Annotated in this window: 13 protein-coding genes; 5 read left to right on the forward strand and 8 right to left on the reverse strand. The window is 73.6% G+C overall.

Features of this window, described 5'->3' with window-relative positions; all coding sequences use genetic code 11:
- Positions 1–400 precede the first annotated feature (400 nt).
- The 4 genes from B0E54_RS30115 (at position 401) to B0E54_RS30130 (ending at position 6,046) form a co-directional block, all read left to right on the forward strand.
- Complete coding sequence (locus B0E54_RS30115; RefSeq protein ID WP_234590800.1) at positions 401–1,726, forward strand: ribonuclease D; 1,326 nt, start codon at positions 401–403, stop codon at positions 1,724–1,726.
- A 109-nt stretch (positions 1,727–1,835) separates the two neighbouring features.
- On the forward strand, positions 1,836–3,032 hold the full coding sequence (locus tag B0E54_RS30120) for a thiolase family protein (RefSeq protein WP_234590801.1): 1,197 nt from the start codon (positions 1,836–1,838) through the stop codon (positions 3,030–3,032).
- A complete protein-coding gene (locus B0E54_RS30125; RefSeq protein ID WP_234590803.1) occupies positions 3,029–5,089 on the forward strand; it encodes a 3-hydroxyacyl-CoA dehydrogenase NAD-binding domain-containing protein in 2,061 nt (686 codons plus the stop codon). Before B0E54_RS30120 ends, B0E54_RS30125 begins: the two co-directional genes overlap by 4 nt.
- 171 nt (positions 5,090–5,260) lie before the next feature.
- Positions 5,261–6,046 (forward strand): hypothetical protein, encoded by a 786-nt coding sequence (locus B0E54_RS30130; RefSeq protein ID WP_234590805.1) that lies wholly within the window; start codon positions 5,261–5,263, stop codon positions 6,044–6,046.
- Between the two features lie 66 nt (positions 6,047–6,112).
- Here B0E54_RS30130 and B0E54_RS30135 read toward each other — a convergent pair whose 3' ends face one another.
- From B0E54_RS30135 to B0E54_RS30160, 6 genes are all read right to left on the reverse strand, one after another.
- A complete protein-coding gene (locus B0E54_RS30135; RefSeq protein ID WP_234590807.1) occupies positions 6,113–6,535 on the reverse strand; it encodes a VOC family protein in 423 nt (140 codons plus the stop codon).
- Positions 6,532–6,939, reverse strand: coding sequence for a VOC family protein (locus B0E54_RS30140; protein ID WP_234590810.1), 408 nt, complete (start codon positions 6,937–6,939; stop codon positions 6,532–6,534). The genes B0E54_RS30135 and B0E54_RS30140 overlap by 4 nt, the downstream gene beginning before the upstream one ends.
- 179 nt (positions 6,940–7,118) lie before the next feature.
- Positions 7,119–8,300 (reverse strand): cell wall metabolism sensor histidine kinase WalK, encoded by a 1,182-nt coding sequence (locus B0E54_RS30145; protein ID WP_234590812.1) that lies wholly within the window; start codon positions 8,298–8,300, stop codon positions 7,119–7,121.
- Entirely contained in the window at positions 8,297–8,965 is a 669-nt protein-coding gene (locus B0E54_RS30150; protein ID WP_039907546.1) for a response regulator transcription factor, read from the reverse strand. The genes B0E54_RS30145 and B0E54_RS30150 overlap by 4 nt, the downstream gene beginning before the upstream one ends.
- Positions 8,966–9,051: 86 nt before the next feature.
- The gene (locus tag B0E54_RS30155) at positions 9,052–10,347 is read right to left on the reverse strand and encodes a PQQ-binding-like beta-propeller repeat protein (RefSeq protein ID WP_234590815.1); all 1,296 of its coding nucleotides are present in this window, start codon (positions 10,345–10,347) and stop codon (positions 9,052–9,054) included.
- On the reverse strand, positions 10,344–11,636 hold the full coding sequence (locus B0E54_RS30160) for a PQQ-binding-like beta-propeller repeat protein (protein ID WP_234590818.1): 1,293 nt from the start codon (positions 11,634–11,636) through the stop codon (positions 10,344–10,346). Before B0E54_RS30160 ends, B0E54_RS30155 begins: the two co-directional genes overlap by 4 nt.
- A 98-nt stretch (positions 11,637–11,734) precedes the next feature.
- On the opposite strand from B0E54_RS30160, the gene B0E54_RS30165 reads away from it, so the two are divergent.
- Positions 11,735–13,648, forward strand: coding sequence for a hypothetical protein (locus tag B0E54_RS30165; protein ID WP_234590824.1), 1,914 nt, complete (start codon positions 11,735–11,737; stop codon positions 13,646–13,648).
- On the opposite strand, the gene B0E54_RS30170 is transcribed toward B0E54_RS30165, so the two are convergent.
- Both B0E54_RS30170 and B0E54_RS30175 read right to left on the reverse strand, forming a co-directional pair.
- Positions 13,645–15,453 carry a hypothetical protein gene (locus B0E54_RS30170; RefSeq protein ID WP_234590820.1) on the reverse strand — a complete coding sequence of 603 codons (1,809 nt, stop codon included), beginning with the start codon at positions 15,451–15,453 and terminating at the stop codon, positions 13,645–13,647. The genes B0E54_RS30165 and B0E54_RS30170 overlap by 4 nt on opposite strands.
- Positions 15,453–17,349, reverse strand: a 1,897-nt coding sequence (locus B0E54_RS30175) for a hypothetical protein (RefSeq protein ID WP_374109333.1), incomplete at its 5' end; no start/stop codon positions are given. The genes B0E54_RS30175 and B0E54_RS30170, both read right to left, overlap by 1 nt.

The raw sequence follows: 17,349 nt of genomic DNA on the forward strand, positions 1-17,349 counted from the left end.
CGCGGGGCGCCGGGACGGCGGCGGTGGGCTCGCCACCGGGGCCCGGGGCACCGTGCCAGGGGGCGCCGACCTCCGGGTGCGGTTCGATGCGCGGCGGCAGGGGGCCCGGCCGTTCGGCCGCCCGCCCGCTCACGTCGTCAGGCTCGGCGCCCGTTGGCCGTGCGTCCCCCGCACCGAAGCCAGCCGTCATGATCGTCTTGCCCTTCCCCGTGGTCGTGCGCTTGCGGCCACGGCCCAGGATCACCCGAACGGGGGCCGGCGGCTCGATGGACCGTACCTGCGCGAAAGGGCTTTGTCTCCCCCGATGTCCGGCATCCGAAAGGACACCTTGCGGACACCTGACCGACACACGCCGGACCGGCTGCACACGCCGGATCACGGCGCGCACTAGGGTTGGCAGGTGACCGACGAACCACCCCTGCGCCGTCGGCCCACCGAAGAACTCCCGGGACACGCACCCCAGCACCCGCCGTCGGCCCAGCCGCAGCCGGCGGGCGAGGGGCCCGACCCGACCGACGGTGGGCCCGTTCCGCTGACCGCCCCCCGCGACGGCACCCCTGATCCGGTGACCACACAGGCCGAGCTCGCCGAGGTCGTGGCCCGGTTCGCGGCGGGCACCGGCCCGGTTGCCCTGGACGCCGAGCGCGCTTCGGGCTACCGCTACAGCCAACGCGCGTACCTGGTGCAGCTGCGCCGCGAGGGCGCCGGCACCGTGCTGATCGACCCGCTGCCGCTGCCCGACCTCAGCGCGCTGGACGCGGTGATCGGCGAGGCCGAGTGGGTGCTCCACGCGGCCAGTCAGGATCTGCCGTGCCTGGCCGAGGTGGGGCTGCGTCCACGCCGGTTGTTCGACACGGAACTGGCCGCTCGGCTGGCCGGGTTCGAGCGGGTCGGCCTGGCCGCGCTGACCGAGCAGCTACTCGGATTCACCCTGGAGAAGCATCACTCGGCGGCCGACTGGTCGAGTCGGCCGTTGCCCGAGTCGTGGCTGACCTACGCGGCGCTCGACGTGGAGATGCTCACCGACCTCCGGGACGCGCTCGACGCCGAGCTGGCCCGGCAGGGCAAGTCGGCCTGGGCCGCCGAGGAGTTCGCCGCCCTGGTCCGGACGGGCGCGCGGCCGCCCCGGGTCCGCGCGGAACCCTGGCGGCGCACGTCGGGCATCCATCGGGTGCGCGGGGCGCGGGCCCAGGCCCGGGTCCGCTCGTTGTGGTACGCCCGGGACCAGATCGCGGCCCGGCGGGACGCCGCGCCCGGCCGGGTGCTGCCCGACTCGGCCATCGTCGCCGCCGCCGAGCTGGACCCGAAGGACGAGAAGACGCTGCTGACGCTGCCCGGCTTCGGCGGCCGGTCGGTCCGTCGGCTGGCCCGCACCTGGCTGGCCGCGCTGGACGTCGCCCGGGAACTGCCGGACGACGCGCTTCCGGTCACCCCGGCGGTGGAGGGCCCACCACCGCCGCACCGGTGGGCCGAGCGGGACCCGGTGGCGGCGGGTCGGCTGGCCCGCTGCCGGGAGGTGGTGGTCCGCATCGCGGGCGAGCACAACCTGCCCCCGGAAAATCTGATCACCCCGGATTCGGTACGCCGTCTGGCGTGGAGCCCGCCGGAGGAGGTCACCGAGGACGCGGTGGCGGAGACCCTGCGCGGCTTCAACGCCCGCGAGTGGCAGATCGCCCTGCTGACCGCCGAGCTGACCCGGGCCCTGTCCCCCAACCCCATCCCCTGACCCGTCCCCGCCTCCCGGTGTGGGGTGTGCCACAGCGGGGGGCGGGCGGCAGGTTGGTTACTGGCGAGTAGCATCCGGGGTAACGTGCCCGTTCGGCTAGGAGGCTCAAGTGCCCCGTGAAGTTCGGGATGTCGTCTTCGTCGACGGCGTCCGTACCCCGTTCGGCAAGGCGGGTGGCATGTACGCCAACACCCGCGCCGACGACCTGGTGATCCGCTGCATCCGTGAACTGCTGCGCCGCAACCCGCAGCTGCCGCCGGAGCGGGTCGAGGAGGTCGCCATCGCGGCCACCACCCAGATCGGTGACCAGGGCCTCACCATCGGCCGCACCGCCGCGCTGCTGGCCGGTCTGCCCAAGACCGTTCCCGGCTTCGCCATCGACCGGATGTGCGCCGGCGCGATGACCGCCGTGACCACTGTCGCGAGCGGCATCGCCATGGGCGCGTACGACGTCGCCATCGCCGGTGGCGTCGAGCACATGGGCCGCCACCCGATGGGTGAGGGCGTCGACCCCAACCCGCGCATCATCGCGGAGAAGCTGGTGGACCCGTCGGCGCTGGTCATGGGCGCCACCGCGGAGAACCTGCACGACCTCGTCCCGCACATCACCAAGGAGCGCACCGACGCGTTCGCGCTTGCCTCGCAGCAGAAGACGGCGAAGGCGTACGCCAACGGCAAGCTCCAGGACGACCTGGTGTCGGTGGCCATCCGCGACGCCGAGGGCGGCTGGGGTCTGGCCGGCGTGGACGAGGCTCCCCGCGACACGTCGCTGGAGAAGCTGGCCACCCTGAAGACCCCGTTCCGCCCGCACGGGAAGGTCACCGCGGGCAACGCGGCGGGCCTGAACGACGGCGCCACCGCGAGCCTGCTCGCCGACGAGGCCACCGCCCGCGAGCTGGGCCTGCCGATCGCCATGCGGCTGGTGTCGTTCGGCTTCGTCGGCGTGGAGCCCGAGGTGATGGGCGTCGGCCCGATCCCGTCGACGGAGAAGGCCCTGCGCCTCGCCGGCCTGACGATCGACGACATCGGCCTGTTCGAGCTGAACGAGGCGTTCGCCGTGCAGGTGCTCGCGTTCCTCGACCACTTCGGCATCGCCGACGACGACCCGCGGGTCAACCCGTGGGGTGGCGCCATCGCCATCGGCCACCCCCTCGCCTCGTCCGGCGTACGGCTGATGACGCAGCTGGCCCGCCAGTTCGCCGAGCACCCCGAGGTCCGCTACGGCGTCACCGCGATGTGCATCGGCATCGGCATGGGCGGCACGGTCATCTGGGAGAACCCGCACTGGACGGAGGGCGACAAGTGAAGGCGCCGAACGAGGTCGTCACCAGGGCGCTGCTGCGCTCGGTGACCGTGCCGGGGCTGGACCGTCCCGCCGCCCTGATCACCCTGGACAACGGCTTCGACCACACCAAGCCGAACACCTTCGGCCCGGCCGGTCTGACCAGCCTGGACGAGGCCATCACGGCCGCGCTCGCCGCCGACCCGGCGTTCATCGCGGTCACCGGCAAGCCGTACATCTTCTGTGTGGGCGCGGACATCGTCGGCCTGCCGCAGCTCGCCGACCGCGCGCAGGCGCTGGAGATCGGCCGGCTCGGCCACCGGGTCTTCGCCCGGCTCAAGGACAGCAGCGTCCCCACGTTCGCGTTCGTCAACGGCGCGGCAATGGGCGGCGGCCTGGAGTTGGCGCTGCACTGCCACTACCGGGCGCTGTCCGGCGGTGCGGCGGCGCTCGCCCTGCCCGAGGTCTCCCTCGGTCTGGTGCCCGGCTGGGGCGGCACGCAACTGCTGCCGAACCTGATCGGCATCCCCGCCGCCACCCAGGTGATCATCCAGAACCCGCTCATGCAGAACAAGATGCTCAAGCCGAAGCAGGCTGCCGAGATGGGCATCGCGGACGTGCTGCTGGAGCCGGCCGACTTCCTGGAGCGGTCCCTGGAATGGGCCGCCGGTGTGGTGCGGGGTCAGGTCACCGTGACCCGGCCCGAGGTCGACAAGGACATGTGGGCGGGCGTGCTCTACTTCGCCCGGGAGACGCTGAACCAGCGGCTGCACGGCGCGGTTCCGGCCGCGTACAAGGCCCTGGACCTGCTGGAGACGGCGAAGGACGGCGACTTCGCCGCCGGCACCGCCGCCGAGGACGAGGCCCTCGCTGACCTGGTCTTCTCCGAGGAGCTGCGCAGCGGCCTGTACGCGTTCGACCTGGTGCAGCGGCGGGCCAAGCGGCCGGCCGGCGCACCGGACAAGGGCCTGGCCCGCCCGGTCACCAAGGTCGGCATCGTCGGCGCCGGCCTGATGGCCAGCCAGCTGGCGCTGCTGTTCGCCCGCCGCCTCCAGGTGCCGGTCGTCATGAGCGACCTGGACCAGGCCCGGGTGGACAAGGGCGTCGGCTACGTCCACACCCAGATCGAGAAGGCCGTCACCAAGGGCCGGATGGACAAGGGCACGGCCGCCAAGCTGTACGGCCTGGTCAGCGGCACTGTCGACAAGGGCGCCTTCGCGGACGCCGACTTCGTCATCGAGGCGGTCTTCGAGGACCTGGGCGTCAAGAAGCAGGTCTGGGCCGAGCTGGAGAAGATCGTCTCCCCGGAGGCGGTGCTCGCCACCAACACCAGCTCGCTGTCCATCACCGAGATGGCCGCGGAGCTGGAGCACCCGGAGCGGGTGGTCGGCTTCCACTTCTTCAACCCGGTGGCCGTGCTGCCGCTGCTGGAGATCGTCCGGGGCGAGCGGACCGACGACGCCACCCTCGCCACCGCGTTCGCGGTCGGCAAGCAGCTCAAGAAGTCGAGCGTGCTGGTCTCCGACGCCCCGGCGTTCGTGGTGAACCGGCTGCTCACCCGCTTCCTGGGCACCGTCTTCGCCGCCGTGGACGCCGGCACGCCGCTGGACGTGGCGAACAGCGCACTGGACCCGCTGGGCCTGCCGATGCGCCCGCTCGCCCTGCTTCAGCTGGTCGGGCCGGCAGTGGCGTACCACGTGGGCGGCACCCTGCACGCCGCGTTCCCGGACCGGTTCGGGGTCAGCGAGAACCTCAAGCGGATCGCCGACTCGGGCCAGCCGATCGTGGTCGACGACCAGGTGAACGACGAGGTGGCCAAGCTGCTCGTGGTCGGTGACCAGCCGCTGACCGCCGAGCAGGTACGCCAGAACGCGCTCGACGCGCTCGCGCAGGAGATCCGGCTGATGCTGGACGAGGGCGTGGTCGCCGAGGCGCAGGACATCGACCTGTGCATGATCCTGGGCGCCGGTTGGCCGTTCCACCTGGGCGGCGTCACGCCGTACCTGGACCGGACCGGCACCAGCGAGCGGGTCACCGGCCGGCGGTTCCTGCCGCTCGGAGCGGCGAGCCTGCCCGCCTGACACGTCCCCAGCACCACCGTCGCGGTGGCCGGACCGTCCCTCGTGGACCGGGCCGGCCACCGCGCTCGTTGGTGGCCGGCCACGGCGTGTGCCGCGCCTGGGCTGAGGCAACGCCGGGGCGGTCGCCGGGTTACGATCACGCGCTTTGCACACCCATCCTGGAGCTGACTGATGTCCCAGCCGCCGGCCAACCCCTTCGGCCCGCCGCACGATTCCCCCCACCCGCCGCAGCAGCCGGGCCAGCCGGCCGTGCCGCAGCAGCCGGGCCAGCCGCAGCAGCCCGGCGGTTGGCCGCCGCCGCAGCAGGGCTTCGGGCCGGCTCAGCCGGGCCAGCCGTACGGCGACCCGAACCAGTTCGGCGGCCCGCCGCCGGCGAAGAAGTCGAACGTCGGCAAGATCATCCTGATCGTGCTGGCCGTGGTGCTCGTACTCTGCCTCGGCGGCGCGGCGATCACCTGGTTCGCGGTCAAGGACGAGGTGGGCGACGTCGTCGACGCCACCAAGACCCGGGTGGTCGCGCCGGCCACCCTCGCCGGCCGGGCGAAGAACACCGACCCGCAGTTGCAGTCGGTCGCCGACCAGATGGTCACCTCGATGAAGGCCGAGGTGCAGAACGAGACCAGCACGATCGGCGCGTTCTACGGTGACCCGGCCAAGCAGGACCTGATCATGGTCACGGCGGTGTCCGGCGTGATGGCCGACCCGAAGAAGGAACTGGACGAGGCCGTCACCGGGCTCTCCAGCGAGCTGTCGGTGACCAACATGGCGGTGGTCGAGGCGGGCCCGCTGGGCGGTGACGCGCGCTGCGGCGACGGCAAGACCGAGGGTGTGCCGCTCGGCGTCTGCGTCTGGGCCGACCGGGGCAGCGTGGGCCTGGTGGTCATGTACTTCAAGTCGGCCGAGGAGACGACTGCCGAGTTCGTCACCATCCGGGGTCAGATCGAGCAGCGCTCCTGACCCGTGCACGACCGGGGCCCCGGCCACCTCAGGGTGACCGGGGCCCCTGCCGTACGCACCGATCGCTCAGGAGACCGGTTCGGCGTCACCCGTCGCCGCGACGACAGCCGGTGACGCGGCCCGCTCGGCCGCGCTGCGTAGCACGCAGAACTCGTTGCCCTCCGGGTCGGCGAGCACCACCCAGCCCGAGCCGTCCGGGCGGATCTGGTCGGCGACGTGCACCGCGCCGATGCCGAGCAGCCGCTCGACCTCGTCGGCCCGCGACCGGTCGGCCGGCTCCAGGTCCAGGTGCAGTCGATTCTTCACCGCCTTGCCCTCGGGCACGGCGATGAACAGCACCTCCGGCCCGCCCGGCGGCAGCAGCATCGCCTCCGGGTCGCCCGGGAAGTCGTCGGGCTGCCGGGGGCAGTCGAAGACCTGCGACCAGAAGCCGGCCAGGGCGTACGTGTCGCGACAGTCGAAGCTGATGTTGTGGATCGTCGAACTCACTGTTGGTCCTCCGAAGTGGTGGTGACGACACGTTCCCTGGCGCTGCGCAGCACGCAGAACTCGTTGCCCTCCGGGTCGGCGAGCACCGCCCAGCCCGTGCCGTCGGCATGCCGACGGTCGGCGACCATCGTGGCGCCGAGGCCGAGCACCCGCTCGATCTCCTCGTCGCGGGTCCGGTCGACAGGTTCCAGGCAGATGTGCTGCCGGTTCTTGGTCACCTTGTCGTCGGGCACCGCCTGGAAGAACAGGTTCGGGGTGGCCTCGTCCGGCGGCAGCAGGACCGCCTCCGGATCACCCGGGGCGTCCTCGCCGTGCCGGGCGTAGCCGAGCACCGCCGACCAGAGGCCGGCCAGGGAGTACGTGTCGTGGCAGTCGAAACTGATGTTGCGGATCCGTGGATACACGGGTGGTCCCTCCACGCTCGGATGGGGACGCTCCGCTGCCCGGGGTCAGCCGGCGAAGACCCGGGGTGCGGAGCCCTGAATTGTAGACATCGACGCACCCCCTTTCGCTCTCGAGCTGACGTGGGTGATCGTGCCATCGGGCGAGCGCCGTCCGCAACCCTCGCGGCCGCGCCGACCGCTCAGCCGGCAGCGGGCACCGGGCCGGTCACCGCCGGGGCGTCCGCGGTCGGCAGGGTGACGGTCACCTCCAGGCCGCCGCCGGGCTGGGCGATCACCCGGACGGTGCCGCCGTGCGCCTGGCAGACCGCCCGGACGATGGACAGGCCCAGGCCGGAGCCGCGCGCCCCGGTGCGTTCCCGGCCGCCGCGCCGGAACGGCTCGAACAGCCCGGGCACGTCGGCCTGGTCGACCTCGAACCCGGTGTTGCCCACGACCAGCCACGAGCGGTCGCCGTCGGTGCCGGTACGCACCCAGAGCCGACCGTGCAGATGGTTGTAGCGGACGGCGTTCTCGATCAGGTTGCCGGCCAGCCGGTCGAGCAGACCCGGATCGCCGACCACCGGCGCGGATTCCAGCGACGTCTGCACACGCAGGCCGATCCGCTCGACCTCGCGGCGCATCGCGGAGAGCGCGTTGGCGGTGCCCGTCGCGAGGTCGCACTCGGTGCGCCGGCCGAGGCGCCGCCCGGCCTGCGCCTCGCTACGGGCCAGCACCAGCAGGGCGTCCACCAGGCTGTTCGCCCGCTCCGAGGCGTCCCGGACGACTGTCGCCATCCGGCGGTACTCGGCGGCGTCCGCGTCGTCGTCGCTGAGCGTCACGTCGATCTCGGTCCGCATGACGGCGAGCGGGGTCCGCAGCTCGTGCGAGGCGTTGGCCACGAAGCGTTTCTGCGCCTCGAACGCGGACGCGATCCGGTCCAGCATCGCGTCGAACGTCTTGGCCAGCTCGGCGACCTCGTCGTCGGCGCCCGAGTAGCCGATCCGCTGGTCCAGCGTCGCCTCACCGAGTCGCTGTGCGGTCGCGGTGACCTGGTGCAGGGGCCGCAGCGCCCGGCCGGCCACGGCGTATGCGCCGGCCACCCCGACCACGCTGATCGCCAACAGCGCGACCAGGCCCTTGGCCAGCAGCTCCCCGGAGGCGGCGTCGACCAGCTCCCGCTGCCACTGGGCGGCGTCCATCCGCCCACCGTCGGAGAGCACCACCGTCGTGCCGGGCAGCAGCTCGTCGGTGGGCCGCAGCGCGTCCCGGACCAGCAGCCAGGCCAGCAGCACCAGGATCGCGCCAGCGCCGACCAGCAGCACCCCGTTGAGCAGCGTCAGCCGCAGCCGCAGGGTGGGTCGCAACCGCCCCGGCCGGCTCACGGCAGGACCTCGGCCGTGCGGTAACCCGCCCCCACCACCGTCTCGATCAACGGCGGGTCGCCGAGCTTGCGGCGCAGCGTCATGACCGTCACCCGGACGATGGTGGTGAACGGGTCGGTGTTGGCGTCCCACACCCGCTCCAACAACTCCTCGCTGGACACCACCGCGCCCCGGGCCTTGAGCAGCTCACTGAGCACGCCGAACTCCTTGTTCGTCAGGTCCATCGGCACACCGGCGCGGGTCGCGACCCGACGGGCCGGATCGAGCACCAGGTCCGCCAGTTCGAGAACCGGCGGCGCGGCCGGGGTGGCCCGCCGACCCAGCGCCTGCACCCGGGCGACCAACTCGTCGAACGCGAACGGCTTGGGCAGGTAGTCGTCCGCCCCGAGCTGCAACCCCTCCACCCGGTCGGCCACGGTGCCGCTCGCGGTCAGCATCAGCACCCGGGTCAGCGCCCCGGAGGCGGCGAGGTCGGCGCAGATCTGGTCGCCGTGCACGCCGGGCAGGTCGCGGTCGAGCACCACCACGTCGTACCGGGTGACGAACGCCGCCTCGTGGCCGGCGTCGCCGTCGTACGCCACGTCCACCGCCATGCCCCGCTTGCGCAACCCGCGCGCGATCGCGTCGGCGAGGTTGCGTTCGTCCTCCACCACCAGTACCCGCATCCCGGCCTCCTCGCTGCTGACCACCGACAACCTAGTGCCGGCGGGCAACAATCCTCCCTCGCCGCCCGGACCGACCTAGCCGGTGGTCAGCGGGGCAACCGCCACAGCCCGTACGCGTTGTCGCGCCGCCGGCAGAGCAGCCGTCCGGTGAGGGCCTGACAGTCCCCGGTCGCGTCCCGCAACACGTCGAGCGTCCGTGCCTGGCCACCTGTGACGTCCAGCTCGGCGACGAGCAGACCCCCGTCGGGATGGCGGCGTACGCCGATCAGCGGGCCGCCGCGGGCGAACCGCGCCAGCTCCCACCGACCCAGCTCGGCCAGCACCCGGCCGGTCGGTGGGTCGAGCACGACGATCTCCTCCGCACCCGGCCCGGCGCTGCTCACCGTGGTGGCCACCAGCCGACCGGCGTAGGGCCAGACCCACCCCCAGCGGTCGCTCGCCCAGAGGTCCCGACCGGTGGCGGCGTCGAGCGCCCGCAGCCCGCCGGAGCGGGTCTGCACGCAGATGACGACGCCGCAGTCCGACGCGTACAGCGCCTCGCCGGCAGGCACGCGCCACCGCTGGCGCAGGTCGCCGAGCCCGTACGCGGTGGTCGTGGCCGTCGCGCCACCGATGGTGAGCAGCAGGTCGTCCGCCAGTTGCACCGACACGCCGGACGCACCCCCGCCGGCGTCGAGGTCAGCGCGGGCCAGCACCGCGCCGGTGGTCGGGTCGCGGACCTCGGTCGACCCGCGCAGGCGGACGACGAGCAGGCGGTCCACCCCGTGCTCGCCGTCGCGGAGGACGAACATGCCGCCGGGGCTGATCGGCAGCTGCCAGCGCACCGTCCCGCAGCACAGGTCGACCCCGCGCAGGGTGTCCCCCTGCTCGTCACCGGCGGTGGACCACATGAGGAGGTTGCCGTCGGGAAGCGCGGCGGCGTTGCCGGGCTGCTGCCAGCGGTACGTTCCGGTCCGGCGGTCCAGCGCGATCGTGAGCGTCCCCTGATTGTCCGGGCCGACCTCGTGGCCGGTGACCAGCAGCGTCTCGCCCTGCTGCGCGACCCCCCAGTACCGGCCCTCGGTCGGCAACGGCACCTGCCACGCCGGCTCGCCGTCGGGCAGCCGGGTCGCGGTGAGCCGCCGCTGCCCCGTCCCGCCGAGCGGCTCGACGAGGACGAAGAGGTCGTCGGTGACCAGCGCCTCGGCGCCGAGCTCTGCCGGCAGCGTCAGCACCTCGCGCCTGTTGAACGGCCCCGAACCGGCGAGGCCGGCGAGCACCAGCAGCAGAACCAGCGCGCAGCGCAGGGGCCGTTGCCGCGCCAGCGGCGGGCGGGGCAGCCGGATCGGGTCGGGGTCCGGCCCGTGCCGCAGCTCCCCGAGGTCGATCACCGGACCGCTCACCGGGACAACCGCCACAGGGCGCTCGAGCCGTCGAGGCGGCGGCAGAGCAGGACGGGCAGCGCCACCTGGCACCCCCCGACCACGCCCGGGAGCACGTCCAGGAGTCGCGTCCGGCCGGCGGTGAGGTCCAGCTCGGCGACGACGAGCCGGCCGTCGGGGGTCGGCCGTACGCCGATCAGCGGGTCGTCGCGGCGCAGCTGGTCCACCAGCTGCCACCGGCCCAGCTCCGCGCGTTCCCGTCCGGTCCGGGCGTCCCGCACCGCGTACCGCTGCTCGGGCGTGGTCACCAGCAGCATGTCCCGCCGGACGTCGACCAATGTGTCCGGCCCGGGGTCCGACCAGCGAACGGCGCCGGTGGCGGGGTCGATGGCCTGGATGGCGCCGGTCTGCTGGACGGTGCAGAGCAGATCTGCGCACGGCACCGCCCAGGCCACCAGCGGCAGCGAGGACGTCCACACCGGCTCCAGTCCGGGCAGCCGGAAGGCGACCAGCCCGGTGCTGCCGGGCGGAACGAGCAGCACGAGGTCGTCCACCACCTGCACCCGCTGGAACGCCGACCGGGCGCCGGGCAACGTGTCCACACTGCCCACCAGGTCGCCGCTGCCGGCGTCGTACACCTGCAGCTCGCCGGTCGGCTGGACGAACACGATCTGGTCGACCTGGTTGACCGGTCCGTGGTAAGCGGGGCTGCCGGACGCGATGGGCACCGACCAGAGCACCCGGCCGGTGTCGGGCGCCACCCGGGTCACCGTGCCCGGCCCGTCGCCCAGGTCGTTCGCGAGGAGCAGGCCCCCGTCGGCCGTTCGCTGGGCGATCCCCGGCTGGCGCCAGCGCCGCTGACCCGTCCCGGCGTCGAAGGCGGTGGTCTCCAGCACCCCGTCAGCGGTGCTGGCACCCACCGCCAGCAGCATCCCGCGGTCGGCCCAGACCGCCAGGAAGTCACCGCTGCGTTCCAGCGGTGCGCGCCACCGGCGCCGCACGGTGTCCCCGACCCTCGGCCCGGGACGGCTGTACGCGGTCAGGTACCTGTCGCCGACGGGGGTCGACGTGTCGACAACGACGACGGCGTCCTCGGTGAGGTACACCGAGGCGCCCGGCGAGGCCGGCACCGACGTCACGATCCGTTGCCGCACCGGGGTCGCGCCGGCCAGCGTGACGAGGGCCAGCAGCAGCACCGCCGAGCTGCGCAGCCGGCGGCCGGCGGCGCGCGGTCGACGGACCGTCGGCCGCGATTCGGGCTCGTCCCGGACCTCGCCCAGCTCGATGATCGACAAAGATGGTCCCTCCATCACCGGCGGGGTCGGCCGGGGGCCCGGCAAACCGGCCGGGGGCGTACCGGCCCGGCAAAAGCGACGCATCCTCGCCTGTACGATGGCGCGTCGTGGCTGTGCCGGTGGTAGACCCCTCGTTGAATCCCGTGACCGACGCCGAACTGGCCGAGGTCGAGCCGACACGGCGACCTCGACGCCGTCCGGCCCGAGCCGACCTGTTGGCCCTCGGAGCCTATGTGGTGCTGGGCGTCTTCGTCTGCCTCCACTACTGGGGGGACGTGACCGGTCGGGTGTCCTCGCACCTGCCCACCGACCACAGCTGGTTCGAGTGGCTGTTCGCGCACGGCGCGTACTCGGTGCGGCACCTGGAGAACCCGCTGTTCACGGCCCGGCAGAACGCCCCGGACGGGGTGAACATGATGGCCAACACCTCGCTGCTCGGGGTGACCCTGCCGCTGTCGCCACTGACGATGCTGGTCGGCCCCCAGGTCACGTACGCGCTCTACCTGGGTGGCGCGCTGGCGGCCACCGCCGGCACCGCCTACTGGATGCTCTCGCGGCACCTGGTGCGCTCCCGGGCGGCGGCCTTCGTCGGCGGGGCGTTCCTCGGCTTCGCGCCGGGCATCATCCACCACGCCAACGGCCAGCCCAACTTCGTGTCCAACTTCCTGCTGCCGTTGATCGTGGTGCGGGTGCTGCGGATGGGCGAGCCGGGCCGGTGGCGGCGCAACGGGCTGGTGCTCGGGGTGCTGGTGACCTACCAGATCTTCATCAACGAGGAGATGCTGCTGCTCACCGCGCTGGCCTGCCTGGTCGTCGTGCTGGCGTACGCGGTGCAGCGGCCACGGGCGACGCGCGCCGCGGCCGGGACGTTCCTGGCCGGGCTGGGCGTCGCCGGTGGGCTGGCCCTGCTGCTGGCGGCGTACCCGATCTGGTTCCAGTTCAACGGTCCGCAGTCCTACCGCGGGTTGCAGGGTGGCGTCTTCCACAACTGGGGCGAGGACCTGGTCGCCTTCGTGACCTTCGCCCGCGACACCTGGGCGGGCGACCCGGCGGTCGAGCAGACGATCGGCATGACCGAGCAGAACACCTGGTTCGGTTGGCCGCTGGTGCTGCTCTCGGTGGTGGCCCTCGTGCTGCTGGTGCGCCGTTCGCTGGCCGCCCGGATCGTCGCGGTGCTGATCGTGGTCTTCACGGTGGCCTCGATCGGGCCAAAGGTGCGCTTCGACGGGGTGGAGACCGGGGTGCGCGGCCCCTGGTCGTACGTGCCGGACGACCTGCCCCTGGTCGAGATGATGATGCCGACCCGGTTGACCCTGGTGGTCGCCGCCGCGGTGGGCGTACTGCTGGCGCTGACCTGGGACGCCGCGGCCCGCCACGGCCGTCCGGTGGCCGCGCCGGCCCGCGTGCCGGCCCCGCGCGCCGCAGAGCCGGCGACCGCCGCAGAGGCGGCGACGTCCGACGACCAGGGCGTCACCGCGCCGGTCGCGACGCGACGCCGGTGGCTGCGCCCACTGGGGTACGCGGCGGTCACCCTCGCCCTGCTGCCGCTCTTTCCCCGGCCGCTGCCCGCCCAGCAGATCGACCCGCCGCCGCACTTCATCACCGCCGGCGGCTGGCGGCCGTACGTGCCCCAGGGCCGGACCCTCGTGCCGGTGCCGATCCCGAGCAACGTGCACGGTCTGCCCACGCTGCGCTGGAGTGCCCTGACCGGGCAGGAGTTCCCCGTCCCGGGCGGCTACTTCATCGGCCCCAACGAGCTGGGCGAGGGCGTCTTCGGCGCACCGAACCGGCCCACCAGCAGCCTCATCTACTCCACGATGGACGCCGGCGCGGTCCCCGTCCTCACCGACGAGAACCGCCGCCAGGCCGTCGAGGACCTCCGGTTCTGGCGGGCGTCGGTGGTGGTGCTCGGCGCCCACCCGCGCGAGGCGGTGCTGCGCGAACTGGTCACCGCCCTGATCGGGCCGCCGCAGCGCGTCGACGACGTCTGGGTCTGGGACGTCCGCGCGCTTGTGGATCAGCGCTAGCCGACCAACGTCCGAACGTCCCACGCCCACCCGCCGTCGACCGGGCGGCCGGGGCCGAGCAGTTCCTCGACGGTCCCGCGGACCGGTTCGTCGTTTGTCGACCGGCCGAGCACCACCACGGCGGCCCGCCAGTGCCGCAGGTCGTCGACGGCCTGACGGCGGTCGGCCTCGGTGAGCACCGGCACCGTGCCGGTCTCGGCGACCCGGCGCAGCAGCGCGGCGGTCGGTAGGTCCGGGGCGCCCCAGCGGGCCGCCGGGTCGTCCGGGCCGCTCGGTCCGATGAAGTACCCGCCCGGGGCGCGGAACGCCAGGCCGGTGCGGGCCGACCAGAGCATCACCGGGCTCAGCGCGGCGCCGGTCACCGGGGGCACCGCCACCACGGTCCGTCCCGGAGGCACCAGCTGCCGCCACCCGCCGTCGGCGACGAACCCCGGCACCGGCGCGACCGGCACCGCCCGGATCGGCGTCGGCGTCAGGGGCAGCAGCGCGGCGGCCACCGCGCCCGCCCCCAGCAGTCGTACCGGCAGGCCCGGCACGGTCGGTGACCGGCGGGCCGCCCACACCCGGTCCACGAAGAGCGCCACCAGGACACCCAGCACCGGCACGCAGACCAGCGCGAACCGGGCCGGCACCGCGAGGTCGAGCAGCGGCAGCCCCGCGACCAGCCGGTACGGCCCCGCGATGCCTGTGGCGTTGCCGTCCACCCGCAGGTCGGTGCCGAGCGACAGCAGGGCGAAGACGATGCCGCAGCCGGCCAGCGCGCGGACCAGCGGCCGTCGCCACAGCCAGATCACGGTGACCACGGCGAGCACCAGCAGGCCGGGGCCGAAGAACGAGTTCTCCTCGGTGGGGTTCGGTGCGAGCAGCCCCGGTAGCCAGTCGTCACCGAGCACGGTCTGCCGGGCCGACGCGGTGAACGACGCGGCGTCGAGCTGGAAGCCGTGCGCGGCGAAGGCCATTCCGGTGTAGTGCTGCGGCCCGTGGAACTGGAACCACAGGGGGTACGCCAGCAGCGTCACCGCCACCACGGCCGCCACCGCGAGCCGGCCGAGCAGGGCCGGCGCGAGCCGGCGGGCCGCGGCCCGGTCGGCGAGGGCGTAGCCCAGCGCGAACACCCCGGCGGCGAGCGCCAGGAAGACGAGCACCTCCTCGCCGATGAACACCTGCCACACGAGCAGCAGCCCGAGGCCGACACCGGGCCGCCACACCCCGCGCGGGCCCGACCCGGGACGGAACACCAGGGCGAGGATCGCCGGTGGCAGGAACTGGGCGGCCACGTGCAGATGCGCCCCGGCCTGGGCGATCATGCCGGGGGCGAAGCCACAGACCAGGCCGCCGAGCGCCGCCGCGCAGCGGGCGGTGACCAGTCGACGGCGCAGCAGCGCGTACCAGGCTGTGGCGGTGCCGGCGAGGCAGCAGACCACCGCCACGCAGAACGCCGCCTGCGAGCCGAACAGCAGCGTGACCGGGGCCAGCGGGACACCGAGGCCGAGCACCGAGGTGTTCGCCATCAGGTTGACGCCGTCGGGCGCGTTCAGGGCGCTGCTGTAGAGCGGGTTCTCCCCCGCGACGACGGCGTGCGCCGCGTGGGCCAGCATCCACTCGAAGAGCACCTGGTCGCCGGCCTGGTGGAACAGCCGGCCGGGGCGGCCCCACTGGGTGCTGGTCAGCAGCACCGCGAGCCCCAGGTAGCCGGCGATGACCACCGCGTCCGGGAGCCACGCCGGCCGGGGTCGGCGCGCGGTCGGCGGACCGAGCGTCGCTGCCGCCGTCTCCGCCGGCGACGACGTCGTTCCCGTGGACATCAGACCGAGCGGTCGGTAAGCGTCCGAACGTCCCACACCCAGACGTCCAGCTCCTGCCGGCCCGGGCCGACCAGCTCCTCGACGGTACGCCGCAACGGTTCGACGTGCTGCTGACGGACCGGCAGCACCAGGATCGCCGCGTGCCAGTGCCGCAGCTCGTCGGTGAAGCGCCGACGCTGCCGGTCGTCCAGCTTGGGGGTCCGGCCGGTGGTCGCGACCTCCTCCAGCAGCTGGCCCACCCCGCTGGGGCGGCCGCCGAACCGACCGGGGTCACCGGTGTTGCCGTTGCGGGGGGCGAGGAAGTAGCCACCCGGGATCTTGAAGTCGAGGTTGGTGGCCGCCGCCCAGCGCATGCCGTGCGTGTTGCCCATGCTGGGCACCGGGATCGGCACGAGCGTCTGGTCCGGGCCGACGTACGCCCGCCAGCGGTCGGCGGTGATGAACTCCGGCACCGGCGGCCGGGAGACCATCCGCAGCGGCATCGGGGCGATCGGCAGCAGCGCGAACGCCAGGCCGGCGGCGGTGAGCGTCCGGACGGTACGCCGGTCGGCCGGGCGCAGCGCCCAGGCCCGCTCGACGGCGAGCGCGAGCAGCAGACCGATGACCACCGTGGTGATCAGGCCGAACCGGGTCGGCACTACCGCGTCCAGCAGGGGCAGGTGCACCAGCAGTTCCCACGGCCCGGTGATCAGCTCCCGGTCCCACCAGGAGATCCGCTCGCCGAGGGAGAGCAGGGCGAAGAAGCCACCGGTCGCGGCGAGCGCCCGCACGACCATCTCCCGACGCAGCCACACCACGACGGCGACGGCGAGCAGCGACAGGCTCCACCCGAAGAAGGCGTTCTCCTCGGAGTAGTTCGGGGCAAGGTTGACGTTGGCCCGCTGGTTGCCGCCGAGGGTGGCCGAGCCGGGGGCGAAGAAGGCGGCGATGTCGTTGCCGTAGTCCTGCACGGCGTCGCTGAGCCCGTGGTACGCCATCGGCCCGGCGAACTGCACGTACAGCGGGTACGCCAGCAGCGCCCCGGCCAGCAGCGCGCACGCGGCCAGGCCGGCGGCCAGCGGTCGCCACGCCGCCCGCCAGCGGGCCGGTTCCTGCGCCACCACCGCGAGCAGGAAGATCCCGCAGGCCAGCGCCGTGAAGAGCAGGATCTCCTCGTTGATGAACGCCTGGGCGGTGACGAGCAGGGCCAGCAGGGCGCCGTCGAGGACCGGCCGGCGCGAGCGGGTGAGCACCAGCACCCGCCAGACGATGAACGGCAGCAGGAACTGACTGATGATGTTGGGGTGCCAACTGGCGTGCGAGAGCATCGCCGGGGAGAACCCGCAGAACCAGCCGCCCGCCGCGGCGGCGAGCGGCGTACGCACGACGTGGCGGCGGAGCATGAGATACCACGCCATCGCGGTGCCGGCGAGGCCGAGCGTCACCAGCACCACGAAGGACACCGCCGGCCCGAACAGCAGGGTCACCGGCACCATCGGGATGCCCAGCGCCAGCACCGCCGTGTTGGCCATCAGGTTGACGCCGTCGGGATAGTTGAACTGCTCGGTGTAGAACGGATATTCGCCGTGCAGCACCACCCGCACCGAGTGGGCGAGGAAGAACTGCACCTGAGCCGGGTCTCCGGTGTAGAGCGACGCCACCCGCCCGGCCGGGTCCAGCCAGATCCGGCTGGTCACCCAGAGCGCGGCGAGCAGGAACAGCACGCCGACCGCCAGGTGCTGCCGTCGCCGGGTCCAGCGGGCCCACCGACGTCGGCGCGGCCCGGCGGTCCCCTCGTCGCCGTCGCCCTCGGCAGGTACGCCGGCCGGGGCGACCTCGACGGGTACGCCGGCCGGGGTGGCAGTGGCGGGCGGCGCTGGCGGGGTCTCGACCGGCGCCGCCGGTGGGGCCTCGGCC

Origin of the sequence: Micromonospora sp. MH99, from assembly GCF_021442385.1 — a bacterium.
Taxonomy (GTDB): Bacteria; Actinomycetota; Actinomycetes; order Mycobacteriales; family Micromonosporaceae; genus Micromonospora.